The sequence below is a fragment of the Xanthomonas sp. DAR 80977 genome, from assembly GCF_041240605.1.
Lineage (GTDB): Bacteria > Pseudomonadota > Gammaproteobacteria > Xanthomonadales > Xanthomonadaceae > Xanthomonas_A > Xanthomonas_A bundabergensis.
In genome coordinates this window covers 5,356,487-5,382,965 of record NZ_CP162487.1, presented here as the reverse complement: position 1 = coordinate 5,382,965, position 26,479 = coordinate 5,356,487, and the positions used below count along the sequence as shown (strand labels likewise).

General features: G+C 69.9%; 17 protein-coding genes. 10 read left to right on the top strand and 7 right to left on the bottom strand.

The window, feature by feature from the left end; translation table 11 throughout:
- Positions 1-12 precede the first annotated feature (12 nt).
- The 3 genes from AB3X10_RS22850 to AB3X10_RS22840 all read left to right on the top strand — a co-directional run bounded on the left by AB3X10_RS22850 (position 13) and on the right by AB3X10_RS22840 (position 2,079).
- On the top strand, positions 13-1,029 hold the full coding sequence (locus AB3X10_RS22850) for a glycoside hydrolase family 43 protein (RefSeq protein WP_369977819.1): 1,017 nt from the start codon (positions 13-15) through the stop codon (positions 1,027-1,029).
- Positions 1,030-1,300: 271 nt separating this feature from the next.
- The gene (locus AB3X10_RS22845; protein ID WP_369977817.1) at positions 1,301-1,504 is read left to right on the top strand and encodes a YdcH family protein; all 204 of its coding nucleotides are present in this window, start codon (positions 1,301-1,303) and stop codon (positions 1,502-1,504) included.
- Positions 1,501-2,079, top strand: a complete 579-nt coding sequence (locus tag AB3X10_RS22840; protein WP_369977816.1) for a DUF488 family protein — start codon at positions 1,501-1,503, stop codon at positions 2,077-2,079. The genes AB3X10_RS22845 and AB3X10_RS22840 overlap by 4 nt, the downstream gene beginning before the upstream one ends.
- A gap of 151 nt (positions 2,080-2,230) precedes the next feature.
- On the opposite strand, the gene plsB is transcribed toward AB3X10_RS22840, so the two are convergent.
- Together plsB and AB3X10_RS22830 are read right to left on the bottom strand one after the other, a co-directional pair.
- Positions 2,231-4,903: a glycerol-3-phosphate 1-O-acyltransferase PlsB gene (gene plsB / locus AB3X10_RS22835; RefSeq protein ID WP_369977814.1), complete on the bottom strand. Its 2,673-nt coding sequence runs from the start codon at positions 4,901-4,903 to the stop codon at positions 2,231-2,233.
- Positions 4,903-5,850, bottom strand: coding sequence for a hypothetical protein (locus tag AB3X10_RS22830; protein ID WP_369977812.1), 948 nt, complete (start codon positions 5,848-5,850; stop codon positions 4,903-4,905). Before AB3X10_RS22830 ends, plsB begins: the two co-directional genes overlap by 1 nt.
- A 371-nt stretch (positions 5,851-6,221) precedes the next feature.
- On the opposite strand from AB3X10_RS22830, the gene AB3X10_RS22825 reads away from it, so the two are divergent.
- The 4 genes from AB3X10_RS22825 (at position 6,222) to AB3X10_RS22810 (ending at position 15,127) form a co-directional block, all read left to right on the top strand.
- On the top strand, positions 6,222-9,305 hold the full coding sequence (locus AB3X10_RS22825; protein ID WP_369981970.1) for a discoidin domain-containing protein: 3,084 nt from the start codon (positions 6,222-6,224) through the stop codon (positions 9,303-9,305).
- Positions 9,302-10,363 (top strand): LacI family DNA-binding transcriptional regulator, encoded by a 1,062-nt coding sequence (locus tag AB3X10_RS22820; RefSeq protein WP_369977810.1) that lies wholly within the window; start codon positions 9,302-9,304, stop codon positions 10,361-10,363. Before AB3X10_RS22825 ends, AB3X10_RS22820 begins: the two co-directional genes overlap by 4 nt.
- Before the next feature lie 91 nt (positions 10,364-10,454).
- On the top strand, positions 10,455-13,490 hold the full coding sequence (locus AB3X10_RS22815) for a TonB-dependent receptor domain-containing protein (RefSeq protein WP_369977809.1): 3,036 nt from the start codon (positions 10,455-10,457) through the stop codon (positions 13,488-13,490).
- Positions 13,491-13,609: 119 nt separating this feature from the next.
- Complete coding sequence (locus AB3X10_RS22810; protein ID WP_369977807.1) at positions 13,610-15,127, top strand: tryptophan halogenase family protein; 1,518 nt, start codon at positions 13,610-13,612, stop codon at positions 15,125-15,127.
- Positions 15,128-15,330: 203 nt separating this feature from the next.
- Here AB3X10_RS22810 and pyrF read toward each other — a convergent pair whose 3' ends face one another.
- The 3 genes from pyrF to AB3X10_RS22795 all read right to left on the bottom strand — a co-directional run bounded on the left by pyrF (position 15,331) and on the right by AB3X10_RS22795 (position 18,152).
- Positions 15,331-16,065, bottom strand: a complete 735-nt coding sequence (gene pyrF, locus AB3X10_RS22805; protein ID WP_369977805.1) for an orotidine-5'-phosphate decarboxylase — start codon at positions 16,063-16,065, stop codon at positions 15,331-15,333.
- Complete coding sequence (locus tag AB3X10_RS22800) at positions 16,062-16,958, bottom strand: 5'-nucleotidase, lipoprotein e(P4) family (RefSeq protein ID WP_369977803.1); 897 nt, start codon at positions 16,956-16,958, stop codon at positions 16,062-16,064. The genes pyrF and AB3X10_RS22800 overlap by 4 nt, the downstream gene beginning before the upstream one ends.
- A gap of 180 nt (positions 16,959-17,138) precedes the next feature.
- Positions 17,139-18,152, bottom strand: coding sequence for an alginate lyase family protein (locus AB3X10_RS22795; protein ID WP_369977801.1), 1,014 nt, complete (start codon positions 18,150-18,152; stop codon positions 17,139-17,141).
- A 323-nt stretch (positions 18,153-18,475) separates the two neighbouring features.
- On the opposite strand from AB3X10_RS22795, the gene AB3X10_RS22790 reads away from it, so the two are divergent.
- Positions 18,476-19,129, top strand: coding sequence for a YceH family protein (locus tag AB3X10_RS22790; RefSeq protein WP_369977799.1), 654 nt, complete (start codon positions 18,476-18,478; stop codon positions 19,127-19,129).
- 183 nt (positions 19,130-19,312) lie between these two features.
- Here the strand turns inward: AB3X10_RS22790 and AB3X10_RS22785 are convergent, their stop codons facing one another.
- Positions 19,313-19,855, bottom strand: coding sequence for a DinB family protein (locus AB3X10_RS22785; RefSeq protein WP_369977797.1), 543 nt, complete (start codon positions 19,853-19,855; stop codon positions 19,313-19,315).
- A gap of 3 nt (positions 19,856-19,858) precedes the next feature.
- Positions 19,859-20,401: a GNAT family N-acetyltransferase gene (locus AB3X10_RS22780; protein WP_369977795.1), complete on the bottom strand. Its 543-nt coding sequence runs from the start codon at positions 20,399-20,401 to the stop codon at positions 19,859-19,861.
- A gap of 430 nt (positions 20,402-20,831) precedes the next feature.
- Here AB3X10_RS22780 and AB3X10_RS22775 point away from each other — a divergent pair, with 430 nt between their 5' ends.
- Positions 20,832-22,613, top strand: coding sequence for an autotransporter assembly complex protein TamA (locus AB3X10_RS22775; protein WP_369977793.1), 1,782 nt, complete (start codon positions 20,832-20,834; stop codon positions 22,611-22,613).
- Entirely contained in the window at positions 22,610-26,449 is a 3,840-nt protein-coding gene (locus tag AB3X10_RS22770; RefSeq protein ID WP_369977791.1) for a translocation/assembly module TamB domain-containing protein, read from the top strand. Before AB3X10_RS22775 ends, AB3X10_RS22770 begins: the two co-directional genes overlap by 4 nt.
- Positions 26,450-26,479: the final 30 nt, after the last annotated feature.

The following is a 26,479-nucleotide window of genomic DNA, read 5'->3' as shown; positions in this document are numbered from 1 at the left end:
TCTAGGTACGCAATGTCCGCCGATACCGATGCCGCAGACCTGCAGACGCTGGCCAGCAAGGCCATCTCGCAGCCCCTGGTGACCCACATGTACACCGCCGATCCCTCGGCGCACGTGTTCGAGGGCGTGCTGTACATCTATCCCTCGCACGACATCGACGCCGGCATCGCCTTCAACGACGACGGTGGCCATTTCGACATGGAGGACTACCACGTGTTCCGCATGGACAGCGCCGACGGCCCGGCGCAGGACTGCGGCGTGGCGCTGCACGTGAAGGACGTGCCGTGGGCGCAGCGGCAGATGTGGGCGCCGGACGCGGCGTGCAAGGACGGCCGCTATTACCTGTACTTCCCGGCCAAGCGCGCCGACGGCATCTTCCAGATCGGCGTGGCCATCGGCACGCGCCCGGAAGGGCCGTTCACCGCCGAGCCGCAGGCCATGGACGGCAGCTATTCGATCGATCCGGCGGCGTTCGCCGACGACGACGGCGAACACTACCTATATTTCGGCGGGATCTGGGGCGGGCAGTTGCAGAAGTACCGCGACAACGTCTACGCGCAGGCGCACGAGGAACCGGGCGACGCCGAGCCGGCGCTGGGCCCGCGCGTGGCGCGGCTGCGCGCGGACATGACCCAGTTCGCCGAACCGCCGCGGGAGGTGCGCATCCTCGACGAACACGGCCAGCCGCTGCTGGCCGGCGACCATGCGCGCCGCTTCTTCGAAGCGCCGTGGCTGCACAAGTACGGCGGGCGCTACTACCTGTCGTACTCCACCGGCGACACCCATCTGCTGTGCTACGCGATCGGCGACTCGCCCTACGGCCCGTTCACCTACCAGGGGCCGCTGCTGAGCCCGGTGGTCGGCTGGACCACGCACCACTCGATCTGCGAGTTCCAGGGCACCTGGTACCTGTTCTACCACGACGCGATGCTGTCCGGCGGCGTCACCCATCTGCGCTCGATCAAGCTCACCGAGCTGCAGCACGACGCGCAGGGGCGCATCGCGCTGGTCCATCCCTACGGCGAGTGAGGTCGCGCAGGGGCGGTTCGGAAGCGGTCGTGTCTGGTTCCGGCGCCGCGACCAGGCCGGGGTGGTGGTGGCCAGGACGAGGCGGGCAGGAACTGGGGTAGGCGCATGGAAGACCTCTCTAGGGCGGCTCGACCGCCGCGGTTGGCGCCGCTGCCCGGACCCGGCGCCGTGCCGGTTCCTGGCGCGTGCATTGCGCCGGCAAGCGCGACCGCCGAGCGCAGGCGCCGCGCACGGTGACGACGGGTACGCTGGCTGTGTATGCTCGGACGCAATGGACGACATGACGCCCGCCGAGATCTCCCAGCGCCTGGACGCCCTGCGTCGCGAACACCGCGCGCTCGACGAACAGATCCAGCGCATCCCGGCCAACCTCGACGACGAACTGCAGGCCAAGCGGCTGAAGAAGCGCAAGCTGCAGCTCAAGGACTGCATCATGCGCCTGGAAAACCTGCTGATCCCCGACGAACCGGCGTGAGCGCGGCGACGTTCTTCAGCGTCGGCCACTCCACGCGGCCGCTGGACGAATTCCTGGACATCCTGCACGGCGCGCGGATCGCGCAGCTGGCCGACGTGCGCGCGTTCCCGTCGTCGCGGCGCTTCCCGCAGTTCGACGGCGCCGCGCTGGCGCGCAGCCTGGCCGCCGCCGGCATCGGCTACACCCATGTTCGCGCGCTGGGCGGGCGCCGCGGCAGGCAGCCCGGCATCGATCCGCAACGCAACGGCCACTGGCGCAGCGCCGGCTTCCACAACTACGCCGACTACGCGCTGGGCACCGAATTCGGCGCGGCGCTGGTCCAGTTGCGCGCGCTCGGCAGCGGCGGCGCCTGCGCGGTGATGTGCGCCGAGGCCGATTGGCGCCAGTGCCACCGGCAGATCGTCTGCGATCACCTGCTGCACCACGGCCATCCGGTGATCCACCTGCTCGACGGCAAGCGCCGCGAGCCGGCCATCCTCAACCCCGCCGCGCGCACCGATGCGCAAGGGCAGCTGGTGTATCCGGCGGATGTCGTGCCTGCCGGACCGATCACCGGCGACCTGTTCGGCGGTTGAGCTGTTGAACCCAGGTGATGCCACATGTGGGAGCGACTTCAGTCGCGACGGGCCTTCCAGGTAGCGCCCGTCGCGACTGAAGTCGCTCCCACACGCGATGGGTCGATCGCCGCGTGAAAGCGGCGCCAGGCCGCCCGCCAATGCCGCCGCTTCAATCCTGCGGCACGACAGGCTCTTCCGGCTTCGCCGCCTCCGGGCTGACCCGTTCGATGGTGTGGCGGAGTTCGCGACCAAGAATGAACTTGGCGTCTTTCGCCCACGCATCCAGGCGCTCGTCGAACACCAGCTTGCTGTTCTCGTCCGGCCACACCAGCTTCAGTTCGCGCAGCTTCTGGATGAAGCCGCGGAACAGGGTCTTGTCGAAGAACTCCGGCGCGGCCGGTGCGTACAGCAGGCTCAGGCGCTGCGCGGCCTGCTGGCACAGGCTCTCCAGCTCGCCGGCGCCGAGCTTGCCGGGGCCGTTCTTGACCAGCACCGAAATGGCGATGTAGTAGCGCTCGAACGCCTGCTGCAGCGAATGCCCGATCGCGCGCAGGCGGAACACTTCGTCGGTCTGCCCGGTGTTGCGCGCGAGCACGCCGCCGTCGTCGTCGTTGACCTGCAGCAGCAGCCCTTCGCGCACGAACACCTCGATGGTGCGCTCGATGCGCTCGGCGAACTGGTCCTCGCTCCACGGGAGGAACAGTTCGGCCTGCAGGAACGGGTACACGGTGCGGCCCAGCCGCAGCAGCCCGGAGCGGCTCATGCGGCGGTTGTTCTGGAAGCAGCACGCCACCCACGAGGAGGCGGTGAACAGGTGCAGCACGTTGTTGCGGAAGTAGCTCAGCAGCACCGCGTTGTCGCCGTTGACGCTGAGCACGTCGCCGAGCGGATGCGGCGTGCGGGTCAGCACGTTGATCTCCTCGGCGTGGGCGATGATGCGCTCGGGCGAGTGCGGGGTGACGGTGACCCGGTCCGAGTACGGCAGTTCGGCCAGCAGTTTCTTGCACAGCTCGATCTGCGCGATCAGGTCGGCCTCGCCCATCGCGTGCTTGGGCGTGGACAGCAGCGCCAGCGCCAGCAGGTTGACCGGATTGACGTCGGCGGCGGCATTGATGTGCACCTGGATCTGCTGCGCCAGCGCATCGACGGTGCCGTTCAACCAGGTCGGCTTCTCGTCCTCGCCCAGCGGCTGGCCGTCCCAGTCCGGCGCGCGCTGCGCCAGCACCTGGCTCAGCGCGATCGGCTCGCCGAAGTTCACCACCACCTGGCCGTAGTTCTGCTTGAGCACCTTGGGGATGCTCCACAGCAGGCCCCAGATCGATTCCTTCTCCTTGGGCCGGCCGCTGAGTTCGTCGAGGTAGCTGTTGCCTTCCATCAGCTTCTCGTAGCCGACGTAGATCGGCTGGAACAGCACCGGCTTGCGCGGCTGGCGCAGGAACGCGCGCAGGGTCATCGCGATCATGCCGCCCTTGGGCTGCAGCAGCCGGCCGGTGCGCGAGCGGCCGCCTTCGACGAAGTACTCGATCGAGTAGCCGCCGGCCACCAGCTGCGCCACGTATTCGCTGAGCACCGCCGAATACAGCGCGTTGCCCTTGATCGAGCGGCGGATGAAGAACGCGCCGCCCTTGCGCAGCAGGGTGCCGACCACCGGCAGGTTGAGGTTGATGCCGGCCACGATGTGCGGCGGCACGATGCCGCGCTCGTACAGCAGGTAGGACAGCAGCAGGTAGTCCATGTGGCTGCGGTGGCTGGGCACGTAGATCACTTCGTGCCCGGGCGCGGCCTCCTTCAGCTTGTCCAGGTGGTGCACCAGCACGCCGGCGTAGATGCGGTTCCACACATGGGTGAGCAGGAAGCTGGCCGAACGCACCACCGGGCTGGAATAGTCGGCGGCGATCTCCCAGGCATAGGCGTGGGCCTTGCGCCAGGCGTCCATCGGCTTGCTGTTGTCGCGCTTGGCCTGCGCGGCGATCGCCTCGCGCACCGGCTCGGCGGCCAGCACCTGGTCCACCAGCAGGCGCCGGGTCGACAGGTCCGGCCCGATCACCGCCTCGCGGATGCGCCGGAAATGGGTGCGCAGCACGCGCTGCAGCTTGCGCACGGTGCGTTCCGGCGGCAACCCTTCGTCGACCGTCAGCCGCATCGACACCGGCGGGGCGAAGCGCACGATGGTGCTGCGGCCGTTGAGCAGCACGCCGAGCAGGCGGCGGAAGCTACCGACCAGCGCCCAGTTTTCCGAGAACAGCACCGCGAACCAGCCGCTCTGCTTGTCCGGGGCGCGGCCGACGAAGATCGACACCGGCACCAGGTGGATGTCCAGGTCCGGGCGCTCGCGGTGCGCCTGCAGCAGCTTGGCCAGCGAATCGGAATGGGTCTTGGCGCCGCGCTGCTCGGGGATCAGCGCGTTGTTGCTGCTGCGCCGCGACAGCGCCAGGTAGGCGCGCTTGCGCCCCAGCGGGTCGCCGGGCAGCGGCACCAGCGGCGACGGCAGGCCGGCCTCGCGGCAGGCCTTGTCCAGGATCAGCGCGTTGGACAGGCCGTAGTCCTCCAGCACGTAGACCACCGGGCGGCCGTCGTCGTACTGGCCAGGCTCGGCCGGCTCGATGTTCAGGCCCAGCCACGGATCGGCCACGCGCCCGAGCAGGCGCGCCCACAGCGGCCGCTTGGCGTTGCGCGCGGCGACCGACGGCACCGGCAGCGACGCGGCGCCTTGCGCCGGCGGCACGTTGCCGGCGGCGTCGCCGCTGGCCGGGGAGGCGGGCGCGGGCGCCGGATCCGAGGCGCGCGCAGCCGCGGCGTCGTCGGGGAAGGGAAGGGGGTTTTGTTCTGGCATCGGCGTCATTATCGCTTAGCCGGCGGTGCGGGGTCGGCGGCGGGCGCCGCCGCAGCCGCGGCAGGAGCCGCGAGCGGCGCCGCGGCGGCGGCCAGCAGCGTGTCCACCTCGTGCAAGGTATCGCGCAGGTACCAGTGGCCCTGGCGGCGCACCAGCACCGCGGTGGTGTCGATCTGCGCGCTGCCCAGCGGGTAATGGATGCGGACCACGGCCTGGTCGCCCTGCTGGCTGACCAGGCCGGTGCGCAGTTCGCGCGCGCTGGCGTCCAGGTCCAGGCCGTAGCCGGCCAGCACCGTCTTCAGCTCGCCCAGGAACGGCCCGAGCCGTTGCAGGCTCGGCTCCATGCCCAGGCCGCGCAGGTCGGCGTCGCTGCGCAGGCCGGTGCGGCGCGCGGCGGCGCTGAGCTGCGCGATCGCCGCCTGCGCGCGCTTGCGCTCGGCCAGCGGCGCGTGTTCGGCCCAGCCGCTCAGCGCCTGCACCAGTTGCACGTAGTGGCCGCGCTGTTCCGGGGTGTAGTCGCCCTGGTTGCGCAGGTACTGCACGCCGAACAGGCCCAGCGAGTGCGCGGCCTGGCGCAGGCTCGCGGTCTGCCCGCCGAACTGCGCGTCGAAGGCCCGTTGCAGCTGGCGCTCGGCGTCCGGCGCGGACAGCGTGTCGAGGATCTCGGGCAGGCGCTCGGCCAGCGGCAGCTGGGTCAGCGGCCAGCGGCTGCGGTCCTCGCTCCAGGCCTGCTGCAGGCGCCGGTAGTGGTCGGGCGGGACCGCGGCGCGGGCATAGCCGGCCAGATCGTTGCGCTGCAGCGTGTGCGCCAGTTCGCGCACCGCCGCAGCCGGTTCAGCGGCGGCGCCGGGCAGCTCGGCGGGGCTGCGCTTGCACCCGGAGAGGGCCAGCGCGGCCAGCAGCAGCGCAGGAACGACATGCAAGGGCGTGAGCCGGGTCGGGCGTGGCGGCGACATACTCAATTCGGCTCGTTCCCCAAAACGTTCCGCATCTTGCTGGGCGCGCGCGATTCCGGCAAGCCGTGCGCCCGGGGCGGCGCCGTCGGGCGATGGCGCGGCACGCGCGGCCGATGTCGCGCCGGGACAATTCCTGGCTCGATCGGACCTGTCGAGACAACGATGTCAGCCCGATGGCGGCGTATCGCACAGTGTGCCGCCACATTGCGCAATGTTGCGGCGCATCATGTAACCGCTTGCAGTTGCTGTTACCGTCCGCCCACCTCAGCGTGAGGTGGTACTGGACGGGGGTCCCAGTGCGGCACATGTCTGAAATCTTCCGAGCACTGCGTCACGGTGGCATTTTCCGCTACGGCTTGGCGCTGGCCGGCATGTTGTGTGGCCTGGCCATGACCCTGCCGGCGCAGGCGCAGGACGGCCGCCTGCCGCCGCGCGAGGCATGGCGCGCCTCCAGTTCCTCCAGCCAGGTCAAGGCGCAGGCCATCGCCTACCTGATCGACGGCGATGCCAGTACCCGCACCGGCGGCGCGTTCAGTCCCGGCCACTGGTTCCAGGTCGACCTGGGCCGCGCGGCGCGGATCGGCGGCGTGCGCCTGCAATGGGACAGCGCCAATCCGGAAGGCTTCCTGCTGCAGGTCTCCGACGACGGCCAGCGCTGGGACACGGTCTACACCATGGCCGATTCGCTGGGCGGCACCGAGACGCTGTTCTTCGCGCCGCGTCGCGCGCGCTACCTGCGCCTGGCCAGCCCCGAGCGCACCGCCGACTGGGGCGTGTCGATCTACGAGATGGAGCCGCTGGGCGAAGCGGACAGCGCGCGGCTGCGCGGCGTGCCGGCGGATGCGGCGGCGGCGCTGTGGCAAGGCAATGCGGCGCTGGCCCTGCCCGGCAAGGGTGCGCAGGCGCGGCAGCTGGACATCGCCTTCCCGCGCGCTTTCGCCAGCGCCGGACTGATCGTCGAATTCGCCGGCGCGCACGGCGCGACGCGGCTGCAGGCGCAGGACGCCGCGGGCCGCTGGAGCACGCTGGCCGAGGATCCGCAGGCCGGGCAGAGCGACAGCGCCTACCTGGCCGGCACCGCGCCGGTGCAGGCGCGCGCGCTGCGGCTGCGCGTGGACGCCGCGCCCGGCGCGAGCGCACCGGCGCTGCGCCGCCTGCGCCTGCTCGGGCCGAAGGCGGTGATGACGCCGATGAAGCGCTACCAGGTCGCCGCGCAGCGCGGCCAGGCCGCGCTGTTCCCGGCCTCGCTGCATATGCAGCAGACCTACTGGACCGCGGTCGGCATCCATGCCGGCCGGCAGAAATCGATCTTCGACGAGTACGGCAACCTGGAGGCGTGGAAGGGCGCGCCGCTGGTGCAGCCGCTGTGGCGCGACGCGTCCGGCACTGCGGCCGGCGCCGACGGCCACACGCTGACGCATGCGCTGCGCGATGGCTGGAAGCCGATGCCGTCGCTGAGTTGGTCGCCGCAGCCGGGGCTGGAACTGCGCAGCGAGACTTTCACCGTCGAGCACGGCGGCCAGCCGGTGACGCTGTTGCGCCACCGCCTGCGCAACACCGGCGGTACCCCGGTCAGCGGCACGCTGTCGCTGCTGGTGCGGCCGATGCAGATGAATCCGCCGTGGCAGAACGGCGGCCTGTCGCCGATCCACGACGTGGCCGTCGAGGACGCCGCGGTGCGGGTCAACGGCCGCGTGCTGCTGGAATCGCTGAGCGCGCCCAGCGGCGCCGGTGCCGAGGCGTTCGGCGCGCACGGCGAAACCGAAATCACCCGCCACGTCGCCGCCGGTACCTTGCCGGCGCAGCGCGCAGCGCACGACGCCGACGGCTTGGCCGCGGCGATGCTGAACTACGCGGTGACGCTGGCGCCGGGCGCGCAGCAGGACGTGGTGCTGGCGTTCCCGCTCGGCACCGCCAGCGCCGACGCGCAGGGCCGGCTGCCGCCAGCACCGGCGCTGGACCGCGCCGCGCTGCTCGGCGCCGAGGCGCGCGATCCCGGCCGCGGCTTCGACGCGCTGGCCGAGCGCGTGTCCGCCGACTGGCAACGGCGGCTGGGCAACGTCGGCCTGAGCCTGCCCGACGCCAGCCTGGTGGACATGCTGCGCGCGCAGGCCGCGTACATGCTGATCAACCAGACCGGCCCGGCGATGCAGCCCGGGCCGCGCAACTACAACCGCTCCTTCATCCGCGACGGCATGGCCACCTCGGCGATCCTGCTGCGCATGGGCCAGGCCAAGGTCGCGCGCGACTACCTGCAGTGGTACAGCGACCACGCGGTGCATCCGAACGGGCTGGTGTCGCCGATCCTCAACGACGACGGCAGCGTCAACGACGGCTTCGGCTCGGACCTGGAATACGACAGCCAGGGCGAATACATCACCTTGGTCGCCGACGTGGCGCGCCTGGATGGCGGCCCGGACAGCGTGCGCGCCTACCTGCCGAAGGTGAAGCTGGCGATGCAGTTCATGCAGGAACTGCGCGAGCGCACCCTGGTGCCCGGCTACATGGGCGAGCAGCCGGCGCCGGAACGCTTCCGCGGCATCCTGGCCCCGTCGATCAGCCACGAAGGCTATTCCAGCCCCACCCACAGCTACTGGGACGACTACTGGGCGCTGAAGGGCTGGCACGACGGCGCGTGGCTGGCCGAGTCGCTGGGCGACAAGGCGACCGCGGCCTGGGCGCGCGAACAGTACGCCGCGCTGCGCACCTCGCTGGCCGCCTCGATCCGCGCCACCATGGCCTGGAAGGGCGCCGACTTCATCCCCGCCGCGGCCGACCTGGGCGACGGCGATCCGAGCAGCGTGTCGATCGCGCTGGATCCCACCGGGCAGCAGGACCTGCTGCCGGAGCAGGCGCTGCGCACCACCTTCGCGCGCTACCTGGACGACGTGCGCAAGCGCAAGCAGCCCAATGCGCTGTGGGCGTATTCGCCGTACGAGATGCGCAACGTGCTGACCTACGTGCACCTGGACCAGCCGCAGGTCGCCGACGAGCTGCTGCAGGACATGCTGCGCGACCGCCGCCCGTTCGAATGGCAGGTGCTGGCCGAAGTGGTGCATTCGCGGCCGCGCTTCCCCCGCTACCTCGGCGACATGCCGCATACCTGGATCGGCGCCGAGTACGCGCGCACCGTGTTCGGCATGCTGATGCACGAGGGCGACGACGCACTGGTGCTGCTGCCGGGCACGCCGCCGGCCTGGGTCGACGGCGAGGGCCTGGCGGTGCAGCGCCTGCCCACCGCCTACGGTCAGCTGAGCATGCGCGCGCGCCAGCGCGGCGAGGTGTTGCGGGTCGAGCTCGGTGCCGGCCTGCGCGCGGACGCCGCGGTGCGGGTGGTGTGGCCCTCGCGCACGCGGCCGACGCAGGTGCGCGTGGACGGGCGTCGCATCGACGCCTACGACGCCACCGGGGTGGTGCTGCGCAAGCCGTTCCGGACCCTGGAGGCACGCTGGTGAATCCGCGGATCGCGCAAGCGCCGGAACAGCGCGCCAGCATCACCATCAAGGACGTGGCGCGCCTGGCCAACGTCTCGGTGGCGACGGTGTCGCGCACCATGAACGGCCACCAGCACGTGGCCGAGCCGGTGCGCGCGCGCGTGCTGGAAGCCGCGCGCACCCTGCACTACGTGCCGCACCATGCCGCGCGCAGCCTCAGCAGCCGCCGCACCCACACCATCGGCGTGGTCCTGCCCGACCTGCACGGCGAGTTCTTCTCCGAGCTGATCCGCGGCATCGACACGGTCGCGCGCGAGCGCGGCCTGCACCTGCTGGTGTCCAGCTACCACGGCGAGCCGGAGGAGCAGCGGCTGGCGGTGCGGCGCATGCCCGGGCGCGTGGACGGGCTGCTGCTGATGTCGCCCTACCTGGGCACCGGCGCCGAGGAGGCCGCCGACATGCTGCCCGGCGCGCTGCCGGCGGTGCTGATGAACTGCGCCGAGCGCATCGTCGACGCGCAGGTGCTCAACGTGGACAACTACGGCGGCGCGCGCGCGATGACCCGCCACCTGCTCGACAGCGGCCACCGCCGCATCGCCTTCATCGCCGGGCCGGACGACAACTTCGATGCGCGCGAACGCCTGCGCGGCTACCGCGACGAACTGCGCGAGCGCTGCCCGCAGGTGCCGCCGCGGGTGCTGCCCGGCGACTTCGACGAAGCCTCCGGCTACCGCGCCGGGCAGGCGCTGTTGCAGCAGGGCCAGCGCCCGGACGTGGTGTTCGCGGCCAACGACATGATGGCGCTGGGTTGCCTGTTCGCCTTCACCCACGCCGGCCTGCGCGTGCCCGACGACATCGCCCTGGCCGGCTTCGACGACGTGCCGATGGCGCGCTACGTGCACCCGGCGCTGACCACGATGCGCGTGGACATCGCCGGCTTCGGCGCGCGCGCGATGCGGCTGCTGCTCGCCGCGCTGGAGCCGCAGGCCGCGGGCGCGGATGCGCCGCTTTCCACCGATATCGCCCCGCAATTGATCGTCCGTGCGTCCAGTGCCCAGCGAGGAACCGCCATGGACTGACACCGCCCGACGCGCTCCGCCAACACCGTCTGCATCCAACTAGAAGAAACAACGAATGATCCCGTTTACTGCCCTGGGAGGGGTTTCTGTCATGAAGAGAACGCGTTCCGCTTCCAATATGCCCGCACGCAGCCTGCTGTGCTGCGCCCTGGCGACCAGCCTGTTCGCGGCGATGCCGGCGATGGCGCAGACCAGCACCGCGATCCTGCGCGGCCAGGTCGCGCAGGCCCAGGCCGGGACCGAAGTCGTCGTCACCAACACCGCCACCGGTTCGGTGCGGCGCGCGCAGGTCGCCGCCAACGGCAACTACACCATCGTCGGCCTGCCGCCGGGCACGTATACGGTCGAAGCCAACGGCGTCAAGCGCAACGTGACGCTGCAGGTCGCCTCCTCGTCCACCGTCGACCTCGACGCCGGCACCACCGCCGCGCCGGGCGGCGCCGCGACCACGCTGGACACGGTCACCGTGACCGCGCCGATGCTCAAGGACGTCAAGACCTCCGAGGTCGGCAACATCGTTTCGCTGCACCAGATCCAGCAGCTGCCGCAGGCCACGCGCAACTTCCTCGAGTTCGCCGACACCGTGCCGGGCATGGTGTTCCAGATCGACGGCAACGGGAATACCAAGCTGCGCGGCGGCGCTTCCAACGCCAGCGCCGGCAACCTGTACATCGACGGCGTCGGCCAGAAGAGCTACGTCAAGGGCGGCGGCATCGCCGGCCAGAGCGACACCCAGGGCAATCCGTTCCCGCAGCTGGCGATCGGCGAATACAAAGTCATCACCTCCAACTACAAGGCCGAGTACGGCCAGATCAGCGGCGCGGCGATCACCGCGGCGACCAAGTCCGGCACCAACGAATTCCACGGCGAGGCGTTCTACCGCTACACCGACCAGGACCTGCGCGACAAGCGCCCGGACGAGGAAGCGAACGGCAAGATCGATTCACAGACCAAGGAATACGGCTTCTCCCTGGGCGGCCCGATCATCCAGGACCGCATGCACTTCTTCGTCGCCTACGAAGGCAAGGAGAACGTGGTGCCCAAGAGCGTGCAGGCCGAGGCGAATGCGCAGCCGTACGTCGGCTTCCTGCCCGCCAACCTGGCCAGCCAGATCGGCGCGGCGAACATGCCGTTCACCGAAGACCTGTACTTCGGCAAGATCGATTTCGAGCCGACCGACCGCGACCGCATCGAGTTGAGCGGGCAGTACCGCGACGAGACCCAGACCGGCAACGTCGGCGGCACCAGCACCCCCGAGCACGGCACCAACAAGATCAACAAGGACAAGCGCGCCAACCTGCGCTGGCAGCACAGCGCCGACAACTGGTTCAACGAGTTGATCGTCGGCACCGAGAACTCGGAGAACAACCCGACGCCCAAGAGCCTCGGCAACGGCATCCTCTACAAGTATCTCGCTCCGCGCGCCGGCTCCACCGACGTGGACGAGTACAGCTTCCTGGAGACCGGCTCGGCCGGCGGCCTCAACGTGCAGCGCAAGAGCCAGAAGGGCTGGTTCCTGCAGAACGACCTGACCTTCACCAGCTTCGAGTGGCACGGCGAGCACACCATCAAGATGGGCGTGAGCTACAAGGACATCAAGCTGACCTCGCAGGACGCGGCGGCGCTGAACCCGCAGTTCAGCTACTCGGTGGACGCCAACGGCGTCGCCGCCACGCCGTACCGCGTGGACTTCATCGCCCCGTACACCACGCCGGGCCAGAAGGCCACGGTGGTGTCGCCGTCCAAGCAGTACGGCATCTATCTGCAGGACGACTGGGCCGCGACCGACAAGCTGATGATCAACGTCGGCGTGCGCTGGGACTACGAGAAGAGCCCGGCCTACACCGACTTCGTCACCTCGCCCGACTTCGTCGCCGCGCTGTATGCCGACGATCCGGAGAACCCGGGCCATCCGTGGGCCGACCGCCTGCTGCCCAGCGGCATCAACGTGGCCGACTACATCAGCACCGGCAACAACCGCAAGAACTTCAAGGACGCCTGGGCGCCGCGCCTGGGCTTCTCCTACGACTTCTTCGGCGACGAGAGCTCGGTGCTGCACGGCGGCGCCGGCCGTTCCTACGACCGCAACCTGTTCGAGCAGTTGGCGCTGGAAACCAGCAAGGCGGCGCTGTCGCCGGTCGCGGTGTACTTCCAGAACCCGGCCACCGGCCAGTGCTACCGCGCCGACCGCGTCTGCACCGCGTGGGATCCGCGCTACCTCAACGGCGTGGACCAGCTGAACACCATTCCGGGCGTCAGCGGCAGCGCCGAGCTGTTCATGTTCAACAACAAGCTCAAGACCCCGTACAGCGACCAGTACAGCATCGGCATCAGCAACCAGGTCGGCGACTGGCTCACCGACGTGACCTTCCAGCGCATCCTCAGCTACGACGGCTTCGCCATGTCGCTGATCAACCGCTATCCGGACGGTTCCTACTTCCAGAACGGCAGCGCGCCGTGGGGCGAGCCGGTGCCCGGCTACCAGAACACCATCATCGGCAGCAACGGCCTGGAGCAGCGCAGCAGCCAGGTGCTGCTGTCGGCCGAGAAGCCGTACACCAAGGAATCCGGCTGGGGCCTGACCCTGTCCTACACCCACACCAGCGCGCGCCAGAACCGCAACATCGACGAGCCGTACGCGTTCGACAAGGCGACGATCCACGACTATCCGTTCGTGAAGTCCGATGCCGTGGCCGCGCACCGCTTCGTCGCCTCCGGTTCGATCGACGGGCCGTGGGGCGTCACCTTCGGCGCCAAGGTGGTGCTGGCCACGCCCGAGCCGATCAACACCATCGCCTGCTTCGGCCATACCGACGCCGATGGCGCGACCTGCCAGCAGGTGGCGGCGCTTCCGCCGGGCAGCGGCAAGTTCCTGGTCGGCGGCAAGATCTGGGGCTACCGCACGGTGGACTTCCAGGCCACCAAGGAGTTCGCCGTGTACAACGACTTCAAGCTGTCGGCGCGGGTGAACCTGCTCAACGCCTTCAACTTCAAGAACTACTCGTCGTATGCGTACAACGGCTTCGGCAGCAACGGGCGTTTCGAGCCGGACATCACCATCAACGATACCGGCGACATCAACTACGTGCCGCGCACCGTGACCTTCGAGATCGGCGCCAAGTTCTGATCCACCGCAACGGCCCACGCGCGTGCCCGACCGGCGCGCGTGGGGTTTTTCCGGACGGGGCCGCTTGGCCCCGTTCGCGTATCGGATACTTCCTTCTTTCCGCACAGGACCGCGCACGCATGATCGCCGCCCCTCTCCGCAACCTGGTCATCGTCGGCGGCGGCACCGCCGGCTGGATGGCCGCCGCCGCGCTGGCGCGCGTGCTGGGCCCGGACTACCGCATCACCCTGATCGAATCCGAACAGATCGGCATCGTCGGCGTCGGCGAGGCCACCGTGCCGCACATCAAGGCCTTCAACAACCTGCTCGGCATCAACGAGGCCGAGTTCGTGCGCCAGACCCAGGGCAGCTTCAAGCTCGGCATCGAGTTCGTCGACTGGCACCGGCCGGGCACGTCCTACATCCACGGCTTCGGCACCGAGATCGGGCATCCGCTCGGGCTGCTGCCGTTCCAGCAGTACTGGATCAAGCAGGCGCTGGCCGGCAAGGCCAAGCCGCTGGGCGCCTACACGCTCAACACCGTCGCCGCCAAGCGCGGCAAGTTCATGACCTCGGCCAGCGATGCGCCGCCCAACTCGCCGCTGTCCAACATCGCCTACGCCTACCATTTCGACGCCTCGCTGTACGCGGCGTTCCTGCGCCGTTTCTCCGAGCAGCGCGGGGTGACCCGGCGCGAAGGCATCGTCGAGGAGGTGCAGCTGCATCCGGAATCGGGCGACGTGGTCTCGGTGCGCTTGGCCTCGGGCGAGGTGATCGGCGGCGACCTGTTCATCGACTGCTCCGGCTTCCGCGGCCTGCTGATCGAGCAGGCGCTGCACACCGGCTACCACGATTTCAGCCACTGGCTGCCGTGCGACCGCGCGCTGGCGGTGCCCTGCGCCAAGGTCGGGCCGCCGACGCCGTACACCCGCGCCACCGCGCGCGCGGCCGGCTGGCAATGGCGCATCCCGCTGCAGCACCGCACCGGCAACGGCTACGTGTATTCCAGCGCGCATCTCAGCGACGACGAGGCCGCAGCCACGCTGCTGGCCAACCTGGACGGCCCGGCGCTGGCCGATCCGCGTCCGCTGCGCTTCCTCACCGGGCGCCGCAAGCAGGTGTGGAACCGCAACGTGGTCGCGCTGGGCCTGGCCAGCGGCTTCATGGAGCCGCTGGAATCGACCAGCATCCACCTGATCCAGTCCGGCATCTCCAAGCTGCTGGAGCTGTTCCCGCGCGAGGGCATCAGCCCGGTGCTGGTGCAGCGCTACAACGACCGCATCGCCTTCGAGTTCGATCGCATCCGCGATTTCCTGGTGCTGCACTACACCGCCACCGAGCGCGACGACAGCGACTTCTGGCGGCAGTGCCGCAGCATGGCGATCACCCCGGAGCTGCAGGCGACGCTGGACCTGTTCCGCGACAGCGGCCGCTTCTACCGCAACGGCGAGGAGATGTTCGCCGAGATCAGCTGGGTGCAGGTGATGGTCGGGCAGGGCATCCTGCCGCGCGCCTACCACCCGCTGGTGGACCAGGTGCCGGCCGCGGACATCGAACGCTTCGTCGCCAGCATCGAGCAGACCATCGGCCATTGCGTGGACGCGATGCCGCCGCACCAGGCCTTCATCGACCGCTATTGCGCGGCCGCGCCGCTGTGAGCGGGCGGCCCGGGCGTGCGCCGGGCATAAAAAAAGAGGCCTCGCGCACCAAGGCGCGGGCCTCTTCAAAATCCGACCGAAGCCGGAGAACGGTTTGTGGCGCATCTCCGGCAAGGCCGGACGCTGCGCATGCTACCGGCACCGGCAAGCTAATGCAATGATTTAAGTTTTCTAGTCTAAGTCATTGATATTTTTGAGCTGGTTCAGCGCGACGTCATCGCCGCCAGGGTGTCGGCGATCTCGCGCTGGATCGCCTCGGCGGCGGCGCGCGGGTCGGCGGCCTGGCGGATCGGGCGGCCGACCACGATCGCATCGGCGCCGTCGGCGAAGGCCTGGGCCACGCCCACGGTGCGCTGCTGGTCGTCGCCGACCGGGCCGCCGGGGCGGATGCCCGGGCACACGATCGAGAAGCCGGCGCCGGTGGCGCGGCGGATCGGCGCCGCTTCCTGGCCGGAGGCGATGACCCCGTCGATGCCCGCGGCCTGCGCGGCCAGGGCACGCTCCACCACGACGTCCTGCGGGTCGCGGTCGATGCCCATCGACGCCAGGTCGGCGCGGCCCATCGAGGTCAGCACGGTCACCGCCAGCAGGCGCATGTCGCCGCCGTTGGCGGCGGCCGCGGCCTGCATCATCGCCGGGTGCCAGCCGTGGATCGTGCAGTAGTCCACCGGCCACTGCGACAGGCGCCGGATCACCCCGCCGACGGTGGCCGGGATGTCGAAGAACTTCAGGTCCACGAACACGCGCTTGCCGCGTGCGGCCAGCGTCTCCAGCACGTCGAAGTACTCGCCGGAGGCCAGCAGTTCCATGCCGATCTTGTAGAACGCCACCGCGTCGTCGAGCCGCTCGATCCACGCCAGCGCCTCGGCGCGGTCGGGCACGTCCAGGGCGAAGATCAGCCGTTCGCGCGCCTGCAGCGGCAGCGGCGCGCGGCTCACTGCGCCAGCTCCAGCGCGTCGCGCTTGGCCTGGTGGCGCGCGGCGCGCGGCTGCGCGAAGTCGTTGTTGAACAGCGCCGGTTCCCAGGACCCGTAGCTGGGGTTGGGCAGCATCCACCAGCGCTCGCCGAACCAGTCGTGGTACTGCTGCAGCAGCTGCGCGCGGCCGTCCGGGGTGTTGGCCACGACCTGCACGAAATCGCCGAGCTGGTCGCCGAACTGCATCAGCACCCGGTACTGCTGGCCGACCAGCTTGCGCCGGCAGTTCTTCTCCGAGCCGTTCTGCTCGCAGTCCTTGACCACCGTGCCCAGGCCCAGCAGCACGCTGTTGTCGGCCACCGGCAGGCCGGCGCTGCGCAGGTTGGCCAGGGTCGCGTCGGTCAGGTGCACCGCGCGGTTGGACACGTACAGCACGGTGACGCCCTTGGCGGTGGCCGCCTTGGCGAAATCGACCACGCCGGGGATCGGCTTGGCCTTCTTCTCGGCCACCCACTGGTCCCAGCTGAGCTCGTCGTACTCCTTGCCGTTGCGGATCAGCCGCGCCTGGTACGGCGAGTTGTCCAGCACCGTCTCGTCCACGTCCATCACCACCGCCGGCTTCAGCCCGGTGGCGGCATTGCCGCGCTCCTCCGGCACCAGCGCGTCCCAGTTCGGCTCCTTCAGCGCCGCATCCAGGCGGTCGGCGGCGGCGCGGTAGGTCTGCTCGGCCACGGCCTGGTATTCGGCCGAGCGCTGCATCCACAGCACCGCGTTGAGGTTGTCGTCGCCGGGCACCGCGGCGTCGGCGGTCTTGGCGGCGGGCGGCACCGCGGCCTCGGTGGCCGGCGCCTGCGGCTTGCAGGCGGACAGGGCGAGCACGGCGCAGGCCAGTGCGATGCGGGCGATCGGGGTCATCGGGCGCGGGGACCTAGGCGGGGAATCGGCCGATTTTAGCGGGTTGCGGCCGCGGCCGCGCCGGGCGGGCAGACGGCAGCGCGGCGCCGGGCCAGGCGCCAAGCCCGGAAAGGCACAACGGCCATCGGCTGTGGCCGGCGAAGGCAAGTCCTTCGATGGCGGCGCGATCGGCCAGCGGCTCTACTTGGCGCTCGACGGCGGCGGCATCGGCAGCAGGCTCAAGGCCAGGCGCAGGTCCGCCGTGCTGCCGGCGAGCTGCGTCGCCAGGCGGGCGCTGTCGGGATCGTAGGCGGCGGTCAACGCCAGCAACGGCAATGCGTCGCGCGGGGCGTAGGCGCTGCCGACCACGTGGCCGGCTTCGCCGTTGCGCGAGCGGGCCTTGTCGAAGGCGACGTCGCTGCCGACGAATTCGGCATGGGTCTTGTCGCCGCGCACATAGGGCAGCAGCCATTGCACGCTGCGCGCGAGCGAGGCGCCGTTGCGCGCCTGCCAGCGATACAGGTCTTCGCCGCGCTCGGAGAAGGCCAGGGCAAGCGTCACCAGGGGGCGCAGGTCATAGACATGGTAGGACAGCGCATCGCGCTCGATGAAGTCGATGCTCTGGCCGTCGGCGCGCAGGTTGTCGCCGATCTGTTGCTTGAATCCGTCCCTGGCGTAGGCGATCAAGGCGTCGTCGTCCAGCGCGATGCCGATCAGGCCGACGCTCTTCAGGCGATGGCTGTGCCAGTTGTTGGTGGCGGTCTTGCGCCTGGGATCGCGCGACGCGATCTCGGCGCGCGCGATGCGCCGCATCCAGTCGTCGACGTCATGGCGGGTGTCGGTGGGCAATGCCTTCCTGACGATGCGGTAGGCGAAGATCGCCGGCTCCAGGCCGGTCTCGTCGATGGGTTGGCCGCTAGGCTGGTTCACGGCGGCCCATCGGCCGAGATAATCACCGGCCTTGGTCGCATAACGCTCCTCGCCGGTCAGGGCATAGGCCACGGCGAGTGCCTGGATCTGGCGCATGTCGCCCAGGCTCGCTTCGGTGCTCGCCTTGACCGGGTCGCCTTTCAGCCGGCCGGCGGTGCTCAGCACGGCGATGGGGCGCGCGGTGGCGTGCAGCGCCGCGCCGGCCAGGCGCAGCTGTGCGACAGCCGCGTCGCTGTCGGTCCCGAGTTGGCGCCATTGCTGTTCGGTCGGCCAGAGGCGCTGCATTGCGGCGGCCGGCATGCATGGGCACAGCGCGAGGACGGCGATGGCGAGGCTTGCTCGCAATCCGGTGAACGACATGGGGGGCACTCCGTGCGGCTGCGGCGACGCGCGACGTGGGCGAATCTAGGCCGCGCGCGATGAACCAGACATGGCTCCAGCCGAGAGGGCGAGAGTCGGCGGTGGCCGCTGCAGCTGCGAGGCGGTTCGCTGCACGCTGGCGGCGAGACGGTGTCGCAAGCGCTCCCTGCGTGGAGAGGTGACGCGGAAATCCGAGCGGATGCCGCATGCCGGGCTATCCTAGCCGCCCCTGTCGCTGGTATCCCACGATGACGACCGATGCGCCGCCGCCTCCCGTTCTCTCCGCCGTCGAGGCCCGCGCGCTGGGCTGCCTGATCGAAAAGGAGGCCACCACGCCGGATGCGTATCCGCTCACGGTCAATGCGACCGTGGTGGCGGCCAACCAGAAGACCTCGCGCGAGCCGGTGCTGTCGCTGAGTCCGGGCGATGTGCAGCATGCGCTGCGCCAGTTGGAAGGGCACGGGCTGGCGCGGCAGCAGTTCTCCTCGCGCGCGGTGCGCTACGAGCATCGCCTGGCGGCGGCCTTGGATCTGACCCAGCAGCAGGTGATCCTGATCGGGCTGCTGTTGCTGCGCGGCCCGCAGACGGCGAACGAGTTGCTGGCGCGGTCCGAGCGCATGGCGCGCTTCGCCGATGCCGAGGACGTGCGGCACCAGCTGGAGCGTCTGGCGCAACGCCAGTTGGCGGTGCAGTTGCCGCGCGCCAGCGGCCAGCGCGAGGATCGCTACATGCATCTGCTCGGCGGGCCGATCGATGCGGACGCGCTGGCGGCGACGTTCAAGGCGCGTCCGGCGGCGTCGGGCAACGACGAACTGGAAGCGCGGGTGCAGGCGCTGGAGGCCGAGGTGGCGGAGCTGCGCGAGATCGTCGCCGGGCTGCAGGCGCAGGGCGGTACGCCGTAGCGCCGTCGTTACGCAGGGAGGGCCGCGGGTCGCTTGCGCGTCTTCGGCATCATTGCCGGGCTTACAGACTCGCCGACGGCGATGCGGCGAGTGGTTTCTGCCAACCGCGCGGCGACGCCGAGCGCGCGGATCTTGTTGTCTCCACTGTCGCTGGCGCGGGCTACGCGCGCGCGCCGTCGATCCTCACTCCATCTCCATCTGCGGAATCAACGCCAGCAGATCGGTCACTCCCATCTCCGCGCCGGCCTGGCTGAGCAAGGTGGTGGCCTGGCCGCGGTGGTGGGTCTGGTGATTGAAGAAATGCAGCAGCAGATCGCCGAAGCGCCGGCGATACGCGTCGCCGCGGGTATTGCGGTAATGCAGGGCGACGTCCAGGTCCGCCGCGCTCACCTGCGCCATCCAGGCGGCGATGGTCGCGTCCAGCGCCTGGCGTCGTACCAGCAGTGCAGGCAGCGTTGCGGCCTGGACGGCATCCAGCGCGGCGGGCGTCGGCGCGGCGGCGATCTCCGCCAGCGCCGGATGCTGCGCCGGATGCTTGGCGAAGCGCTGCAGCCAGATCGTGTCGGCCACCACCAGGTGGTTGAGCGTGCCCAGCAGCGAGCCGAAGAAGGCGCCGCGGTCCTGCGCGACGGCGTGCCCCGGCAGCGTCGCCGCGGCGGCATACAGGCGCTCGTTCATCCACTGGTTGTAACGGGCGAGCAACCGCAGCGATTCCAGGCTGTCCACGGCTCAAGCGTCCGACGGCACGACCGCGGCAGACAAGTCGCGGACGTACAGTTCCACCTCGTGCGCATCGGCCGCGATCCGTGTGCGGCCTTGCGCGGCGAAGCCCAGCGCCTCCAGCAGCCGGGTCGAGCGCGCGTTGTCCGGCGATACGATCGCGCACAGGCGCGGCAGTGCCAGGGTGTCCTGCGCATACGCCAGCACCGCACGCGCGGCCTCGCTGGCATAGCCATGGCCTTCGTAAGGCCGCAACAGGGCGTAGCCCAGATCCGGGCAGGGCAGGGTCGGGCGCAGCACCAGGCCGGCCACGCCGAGCCAGGCGCCATCGTCGCGGCGTTCCATCGCATACAGGCCGAAACCATGCTGGGCGTAGCTCAGCACCGCGCCATCGGCGAGGTAGTGGCGCGCCTGGGCTTCGTCGCGCACGCCGCGGTCGCCGATATGGGCCAGGAAGCCGGGGTCGTTGAGCAGCGCCAGCATTGAAGCGGCGTCACGCTCCGGCTCCAGCAGGCGCAGGCGCAAGCGCGGGGTTTCGATCACGGTGGACACGGCGCTTCCTTGTGGAGGGAGGACGATCCGATCAGCGTGGCGTGGCCTGTGCCGCTTGGCAAGTTGCACAGGCTGTCCGCCGTGCCTGGCGCCCGTGCGTGTCCTTCTTCGCGCGCCGGACGTCTCCGTTCGCAGTGCCCGGCTCCGCTGGCCAGGCGTGGTGCGCCCGCCACGAAGGATGGCTGCGCGCCAGGAGAGGGGCGAACGGTGCGGTCGCGGTTGGACCGCACCGGCAGCGCTCGCCGCCGCGCTCCAGCGCGCATCGGCAGGGCATCGTGCACGGGCGCGGATGTTCGGCAGTAGCGGCCGCCGATGCCATGCTGCAGGCGTGGCGACGCCGCCGTCGCGGGCCGCATACGCGACCTTGCGGGCAGATGCAAGCCAACGTCTAGTTAACAGCTTCACACGGTGTGTCGGTATTCTGGCGCCCATGCGATCGATCCCCCGCCTCGCCATTCTCCTGTCCCTGCTGTCGCTGGCCGGCGTCGTCCAGGCGCGCGGCACGATCGAAAAAGTCCAGATACAGGGCCTGGACAAGGACGACGATGCGGCGATGATCGAGAACATCCAGGTCTCGCTGTCGCTGTACCAGGCCATCGGCAAGGTCCAGGGCGAGTCGCGCCTGGAGTACCTGCTCAGCCAGGCCGAGCGGCAGACCCGGCAGGCGCTGGAACCGTTCGGCTACTACACCCCGACCATCACCGTCGAGGCGCCGCGCAACGACGACACGCTCACCGTGACCCTGCACGTGGACAAGGGCGAGCCGGTGCGGGTACGCAACTTCCACGTCGGCATCACCGGGCCGGCCGAGGACGACAGCTACCTGGGCCAGGACCTGCACAATTTCCGTCCCAAGACCGGCGAGGTCTTCGACCACACCACCTACGAGACCAGCAAGGTCACCATCACCCGGCGCCTGGCCGAGCGCGGCTACTTCGATGCCGACTTCACCCAGCGCAAGGTCGAGGTGACCCGCGCCGACCATGCCGCCGACATCGACCTGAGCTGGGACAGCGGCCGCCGCTACAACATGGGCGCGATCCGCTTCCACCAGGACTATTTCAACCAGACCCTGTTCGATCCGCTGGTGTACTGGGACGAAGGCAGTTACTACCACGAAGGCAAGCTCGACCGGCTGCGCGAGTCGCTGGTCAAGCTCGACTATTTCAGCGCCGTCGACATCCAGCCCAAGCCCGAGGAGGCCGACGCCGACGGCAACGTGCCGGTCGACGTGAACCTGACCCGCGCCAAGCGCAGCATCTACACCAGCGGCATCAGCTACGGCAGCGAAAGCGGCGCCGGCGTGCGCCTGGGCGTGGACCGCCGCTACGTCAACGCGCGCGGGCACAAGCTCAGCACCCAGCTGGACTACGCGCAGAAGCGCAAGAGCCTGATCACCAGCTATCGCGTTCCCGCGTTCCGCTGGCTCGACGGCTGGTACACCGCCTCGCTGCGCGCCTACGACGAGCAGACCGACTACATCGACCTGCGCAACCTCAAGCTCACCGGCAGCCGCAGCGGCGAGATCAATGAGCACTGGACCGCGATCGCCTCGCTCAATGCGCTGCGCGAGCGCTGGCGCTACGCCACCGACGAGGTGTTCGACGACGCGCTGTACCAGTATTCCACGCTGGTCTATCCGCAGATCGAAGCCGACTACGTGGGCGTGGACGACAAGGTATTCCCGCGCAAGGGCTTCAGCGGCAACCTCAGCCTGCGTGCCGGCGCCGAAGGGCTGGGCTCGGACGCCAGCTTCACCCAGGCGCACATGCGCCTGAGCTGGTTCCAGGGACTGGGCGACAACAGCCGCCTGCTCCTGCGTGGCGAAGCCGGCAGCACCTGGACCAACGCGCTGGTGGCGATGCCGCCGAGCCTGCGCTTCTTCGCCGGCGGCGACAACAGCATTCGCGGCTACGCGTTCCGCGAAGTCGGCCCGCGCACCCCCAAGCCGGACCGCTTCGCGCTCGGCGCCAAGCACGTGCTCACCGGCAGCGCCGAGTACGAGCACTACTTCAAGGGCGGCCCATGGGGCGGCGCGGTGTTCGTCGACAGCGGCAGCGCCTTCGACGATACCCCGGACTGGCACACCGGCGTCGGTTTCGGCGTGCGCTGGCGTTCGCCGGTGGGACCGGTGCGGGTGGACATCGCGCACGGCTTGAACGATCCGGACTCGCAGTTCCAGCTCTACCTCAACATCGGAGCCAACCTGTGAGCGCGACCGGCCCCGCCACGCCCGCGCCGCCGCCGCCGCGGCGCCCGCGCTTCTACCGGCGCAAGCGCTTCTGGTGGGGTTCGGGACTGACCATCGCCGGGCTGGGTTTGCTGGCCTTGCTGGCGGTGTACTGGCTGCTGCAGACGGTGGCCGGGCGCGACGTGCTGCTGGCGCAGGTGGTGGCGCGGCTGCCGGCCGGATCCTCGCTGACCTGGGAGCGCGCCGAGGGCCCGCTGGCCGGCCCGCTGATCCTGTACAACCTGGATTTCCGCTACGACCAGATCCACTTCACCGCCGAGCGCGCCTACCTGGATCCGGACATCCGCCCGCTGCTCGGGCGCAAGCTGCAACTCGATACGCTGCAACTGAAGAACGCCACGCTCAACCTGGCCAAGAGCGACGAGCCGTTCGAGCTGCCGAGCTGGCCGCAGTCGCTGCCGCAGATCGAAGTGCCGCTGGCGCTGCAGGCCGATCGCATCCTGATCAACGGACTGCGCATCACCCAGGCGCAGCAGCCGATGATCGATATCCACACGCTGAGTGGCGGCATCGAAGTGGCCAACGGCGAATTTCGCGCGAAGCGCCTGGTCGTGACCAGTGACCGCGGTGACTTCCGCGTCGATGGCGATTACGTGCCGGCGCAGGACTACAAGGCCAATCTCACCGCGAGTGCGGTATTGCCGGCTGCGCGCGGACGCACGCCGGCGCGGCTGGGCCTGATCGCGCGCGGCAACCTGGACAAGATGGAAGTGGCGATCGCCGGCAACGCGCCGGCACCGTTGCGCGCCACCCTGGTGTTCACCGGCCGCACCGATCCCACCTGGCAGTTCGCGGCGAGCAGCAAGGCGCTGGACCCGTCGCTGTTCGTGCCGCCCGGCGCCGCCGCGGCCCCCGCCAGCGAGCCGATCGCGTTCGACCTGAGCGCGTCGGGCAAGGGCGGCGACGCCAAGCTGCAGGGCCACCTCGCCTACGGCGCGCAGAAGCTGACGCTGGACCCGTCCAACGTGCGCCTGGACAACCAGGTGCTCACCGTCGCGCCGCTGCAACTGCGCGCCTTCGACGGCCAGGCGCGGCTGCGCGGTACCGCCGACTTCCGCGATCCGGACAACGCCACGTTCCGCTTCTCGGTCAATGCCAGCGGCCTGAATTTCGCCACTGCGCCGGATCCGTCCACACCGGATGCGCCGGCCGTGCCGATCAAGCTGGTCGACGCCAATCTCGGCCTGGCCGGCACGCTGAAACAGTGGGCCACCTATGGTGAAGCCACCGTATCGCGCGGCAAGGACAGCGCCGAACTGCACCTCGATGTGCGCGGCGACGACCAGCGCGCGCAGCTCAAGCAGGTGCAGGCGAAGATGCCCAGCGGAACGCTCGACCTCGGCGGCGAAGTGGCCTGGGTACCGGAATTGAGTTGGGATGTGAATGCCAAACTGGCCGGCTTCGATCCCGGCTATTTCGCGCCGGGCTGGGACGGCAACCTGTCCGGCCAGTTCGCCTCCAAGGGCAAACAGTTGCCGGCGCATGCCGACGGCAGCGCCGCCGGCTACCAGGCCAGCCTCGACGTGCCGCGCTTGAACGGCAAGCTGCGCAGCCGCCCGCTCGACGCCAACGGCAAGTTCGCGCTGCAGGGCGAACAGGGCGAAGGCAAGCTGCAACTGGCGTTGGGCGACAGCCGCGTGCAGGCGCAGGGCAAGGTCGGCGACCAGCTCGACATCGAGGCGCAACTGCAGCCGCTGCAATTGGCCGATTTGCTGCCCGGCGCCACCGGCAGCCTGCGCGGCAGCGTGCAGGTCAAGGGCCGCCGCGATGCGCCCGACCTCACCGCCGACCTCACCGGCAACGGCCTGAAGTGGGACAGCTACGGCGCCGACAGCGTCAGCCTGCGCGGGCGCCTGCCGTGGCGCGGCAGTGGCGGCGAACTGGCGCTGCGCGGCAGCGCGATCAGCGCCGGCGTGGTGCTCGAGACAGTGCGCGTGGATGCACGCGGCGCGGTGGAAAACCTGCAGCTCGATGCCGACACCCACAACGACATGGGCGCGCTCGCCTTCGCCGGGCAATTGCGCCGCGACGGCGCGCGCTGGCAGGGTGGGTTGAATACGCTGCGGGTCGCGCCGGCCAAGGGCGAGCCGTGGCAGTTGCGGCAGCCGGCCAGCTTCGACATCGCCGGCAGCGCCTTCACCCTGTCCGACACCTGCCTTGGCGCGAACGGTGGCGGCGCGCTGTGCCTGGCCGCCAACTGGCCCAAGCAGGGCCTGACCGTGCGCGGCGACGCGCTGCCGCTGTCGCTGGTGCAGCCGTGGCTGCCGCCCAACAGCGGCCGCAAGATGTACCTGCGCGGCGAACTCACCCTCGACGGCAGCTTCAAGCCGGCCGGCAACGCCTGGCAGGGATCGCTGCGCCTGGCCTCGCCGGAAGGCGGCCTGCGCCTGGGCGACAACGCGCGCGGCGAACTGGTGCGCTACGACCAGTTCAGTTTCGTCACCGACTTCACCGCCCAGCATATCCACTCCAAGCTCGGCGTCGGCTTCAAGGGCGACGGCTTCATCGACGCCACCGTGGACACCGGCTGGGATGCGTACGCGCCGCTCACCGGCGAGATCTACATGAACATGTCGCGGCTGTACTGGATGGAGCTGTTCTCGCCCGATCTGGTGCGGCCCAAGGGCCTGGTCGAAGGCCACGTCAGCCTGCGCGGCACGCGCTCGCAGCCGTCGATGGGCGGCAACGCCACGCTCAGCGACTTCACCGGCGAACTGCCGGCGCTGGGCCTGACCCTGAGCGAAGGCAAGGGCCGCTTCGACGCGCAGCCGGATGGCTCGGCGCGCATCGTCGCCTCGGTGAAATCCGGTGAAGGCACGCTCAACGTCGACGGCGGCCTATCCTGGTACGGCGACACCACGCCGCTGCAGTTGAATATCCGCGGCACCAACGTGCTGGTGTCCAATACCGCCGAGTTGCGCGCGGTGGCCAACCCCGACCTGCAGTTCGGCATCGCCAACAAGACCATGAAGTTGAACGGCCAGGTCACCGTGCCGTCGGCGGACATCGACCTTGAGCGGCTGGACCGCGGCACCTCGGTGTCCGAGGACGTGGTGGTGCTCGACCCGGCTGACCCCGAGGAAGCGCCGAGCTCGCCGCTGGAGATGGACCTGCGCGTGGTGCTCGGCGACCAGGTCAAGATGGCCGGCTTCGGCCTGAAGGGCGCGCTGACCGGCGCCATGCAGGTGCGCTCGCGCCAGGGCCGCGAGATGACCGCCACCGGCGGCCTGGACGTCAGCGGCCAGTACAAGGCCTACGGCCAGGACCTGACCATCACCCGCGGCCAGCTGACCTGGAGCAACAACATCGTCTCCGACCCGCGCATCAACATGCGCGCGCAACGCAAGGTCGGCGACGTCACCGCCGGCATCGACGTCACCGGCCGCGCCACCGCCCCGCGCGCCGACGTGTGGTCGGACCCGTCGATGTCGCAATCCGAAGCGATGTCGTACCTGGTGCTGGGCCGCAGCCTCAGCAACGCCAGCAGCGACGAAGCCGACCAGGTCACCGCCGCGGCCAGCGCGCTGTCCGCGGGCAGCGGCATCCTCGCCTCGCAACTCGGCGCCAAGCTCGGCTTCGACGACGCCGGCGTCAGCCAATCGCGCACCCTCGGCGGCTCGGTGGTCGGCTTCGGCAAATATCTCTCGCCGAAACTCTACGTGAGTTACGGCGTGTCGCTGATCGGCAGCGGCTCGGTGTTGACGCTGAAATACCTGCTCGGCCGCGGTTTCGACGCGGAGGTGGAATCGAGCACGGTGGAGAATCGTGGGTCGCTTAATTGGCGGAAGGAGAAGTAGGGGGTGCACTCCCAAGCGTTTTGAGCGACC

Bases quoted from the DNA above. Each gene is read 5' to 3' on its own strand.
- AB3X10_RS22850 (WP_369977819.1), top strand. From the start codon at position 13: ATGTCCGCCGATACCGATGCCGCAGACCTGCAGACGCTGGCCAGCAAG.
- plsB (WP_369977814.1), bottom strand. From the start codon at position 4,903: ATGACGCCGATGCCAGAACAAAACCCCCTTCCCTTCCCCGACGACGCC.
- AB3X10_RS22795 (WP_369977801.1), bottom strand. From the start codon at position 18,152: ATGCAGCGCCTCTGGCCGACCGAACAGCAATGGCGCCAACTCGGGACC.
- AB3X10_RS22800 (WP_369977803.1), bottom strand. From the start codon at position 16,958: ATGACCCCGATCGCCCGCATCGCACTGGCCTGCGCCGTGCTCGCCCTG.
- AB3X10_RS22790 (WP_369977799.1), top strand. From the start codon at position 18,476: ATGACGACCGATGCGCCGCCGCCTCCCGTTCTCTCCGCCGTCGAGGCC.
- AB3X10_RS22815 (WP_369977809.1), top strand. From the start codon at position 10,455: ATGAAGAGAACGCGTTCCGCTTCCAATATGCCCGCACGCAGCCTGCTG.
- AB3X10_RS22825 (WP_369981970.1), top strand. From the start codon at position 6,222: ATGTTGTGTGGCCTGGCCATGACCCTGCCGGCGCAGGCGCAGGACGGC.
- AB3X10_RS22775 (WP_369977793.1), top strand. From the start codon at position 20,832: ATGCGATCGATCCCCCGCCTCGCCATTCTCCTGTCCCTGCTGTCGCTG.
- AB3X10_RS22810 (WP_369977807.1), top strand. From the start codon at position 13,610: ATGATCGCCGCCCCTCTCCGCAACCTGGTCATCGTCGGCGGCGGCACC.
- AB3X10_RS22845 (WP_369977817.1), top strand. From the start codon at position 1,301: ATGGACGACATGACGCCCGCCGAGATCTCCCAGCGCCTGGACGCCCTG.
- AB3X10_RS22830 (WP_369977812.1), bottom strand. From the start codon at position 5,850: ATGTCGCCGCCACGCCCGACCCGGCTCACGCCCTTGCATGTCGTTCCT.